Raw genomic sequence first — 2,212 nt, 5'->3', positions numbered from 1 at the left:
CCCAGAGTAATCATCCCCGGAATATCATTGACCCCTACGTTGGCTGCATCGGTATCGAAATAGCGTTCATAGCGGTAAGTTAATTTCAGTGCCATTTGCTCGCTCAAGGCGTAATCGGCGTACATACTGGCACTGTGGTTGTATGAGTAATAATCCCCATACGGATTCATGGTTTCGGCGGTGACATCAGTGTTACTGACAGAGTTACTAAATAAGTAATCCACCCCTAAGGTGAGCTTGTCTTGCATCAGGCCGCTGTAGCTTGCGCCTGCGCCTAAGTTGATAAATTCATCTTCAATATCAGCCATCCAATCTGCTGCGCCAAAGCTTTGGCTGCCTGCTTGATTGGAGTTAATCCATTGCTGTCCAGCAAACACGTAACCATCAACATGCTGATTAAAGGCGATGTTAAGGTTAGCGTCATAACCGTAATCTTCTGATTCAGTCAGGCCGATTTGGGTATCGTCATACTCGTCTTGGGCATAACGGCTGCTGATGTCCAGACTCATCCAGTTGATAGGGCTGTAGTTCACCTTTAATTCAACGGCGTTGCGGGTGCGGTCAGCTAGGTAGTACTTGCGCAGTAGGGCGTTATTTTCAGATGAGGTCAGCTCATTGGCTTCATAGTCAGAGCCACTGCGATTAGCGTGCTCGGCTTTAAGGTTAAAATTAACCTTGTCTAAGGCGCGGACATTGAATTTTAGCCATAGGTTGTCGTCATTGGTTTGCTCGCGGTCACTGAAGGTACGCTCCACTTCTTTGCGGTCGTAACCTGCTTGTAAGCGGTAGCCACTGGCGATGCGGTAACTGGCATTGACTTTATAGGTGTTACGTTCAATATCTTGCGGGGTATTTTGTCTAAAGGCGCCAGTTAAGCTATTGAAGTTGTATTGGGCAAATTCAGCGGTTGAGCTTTTATTATCACGCTTGCTGTAATCAACGCTGCCGCCTAAACGTAAACGGTTAGTGAGCATCGAGGTCAGCGCAAAACGACCATCAAGGGTGTCAATTTGACCATCCCAGTTTTGTAGCGGGTTACCCGTTACTTGAATGAGGTTGTCATCTTGTATCATCCGGCCTGTCACAATGCGGCCGTTCATCACGGTGCGATTGAGCTGGTACTGACCTGATAACGCCACCTGGTGGGCTTGGTTATCTGGGGCTGCTGAGTACACATCATTGGCATAAGGCAAGCTTAAGTGGTCGATATTGTTTTGATAATAACTGCCAAAGTAGCTCAGCTCAGTGAGCCAGTTTTCACCAGATAAGTTCACCCCAGCATCTAACTGCTTAGTGCGAGAATCGGTTGGTAAGCCGAAGTTAATCGGGCTTGGTGATACCAGGCTGGCTGATTTATGGCCGGTTTTATCTTCTTGGCTGTATTTCACAAAGGCGCCATAGAAGTCTTGACCGTACTCCATGCCGAGGGCCACTTTTTCGCGGCGCTGAGCTAAGTCGAAGCTGTTGATGGCATCAGATGGGGTTAACATGCCATCGTTGTGCCACAGACTACTTTCTACATCACCGGCTTTATAGGTTTTAATCGCATCATAATCGAGGCTAAATTCATACAAGCCAGCTTTACCGCCAGACAAGTGAGCAAAACCATTATCCATGCCTAACTGATGGGCTTGAATTCGGGCTTGATAACCTGACTCACTGTTAAAGCGCACATCACCACTGACGGCAGCAATGCCGCCATCTTTGGCAGTGCCTAAGGCATTACCAGCGTGAATATCGCCGATGTCGTTATACCCGGCAGCAACACTGACTTCACCGCTATAACCGACTAGGTTAGTGCAGCGTTTACATTCATATTTATGGGTATTAACCGCGGTGGTATTGGCGTTGCCAACCCCGAAGTTCGCTGCCATGCCAGAGGTCGATACCGCCAGCAGTGACAGGGTAATAAGATTCAATTTAAATGACATAATCTTGCTCTCCATTAGCGTTGCAGCAGACTGCCAGCTGGGTGATTAGAACCATGAATTTGGTTGTGACAGTTAAGGCAGCTTTTTCCACCACCAAAGGCATCCATCCCCGGCTCAGGTACAACGCGAGAGGCGTGACCATCGGGTGCATGACATTGCTGACATAACTGCGGTGCGCGGCTATCAAGCATATTGTCGTTGACGCTGCCGTGGGGGTTATGACATGACACGCAGCTTTCAGTCACCGGGGCGTGTTCCCATAGGAAGGGACCACGTTTTTC

At 48.5% G+C, this 2,212-nt stretch carries 2 protein-coding genes; both read right to left on the bottom strand.

Annotated features, from left to right (window positions below; genetic code table 11):
• Positions 1 to 1,931: MtrB/PioB family decaheme-associated outer membrane protein (locus BCU94_RS16645; protein WP_102477015.1), on the bottom strand; the 1,931-nt coding region annotated here is incomplete at its 3' end.
• Between the two features lie 14 nt (positions 1,932 to 1,945).
• The coding region (locus tag BCU94_RS16640; protein WP_277869673.1) for a cytochrome c3 family protein at positions 1,946 to 2,212 on the bottom strand (267 nt) is incomplete at its 5' end.

Origin of the sequence: Shewanella sp. 10N.286.52.C2 (genome assembly GCF_002874545.1) — a bacterium.
GTDB lineage: Bacteria > Pseudomonadota > Gammaproteobacteria > Enterobacterales > Shewanellaceae > Shewanella.
This window is presented reverse-complemented; position numbering and strand designations above follow the sequence as displayed.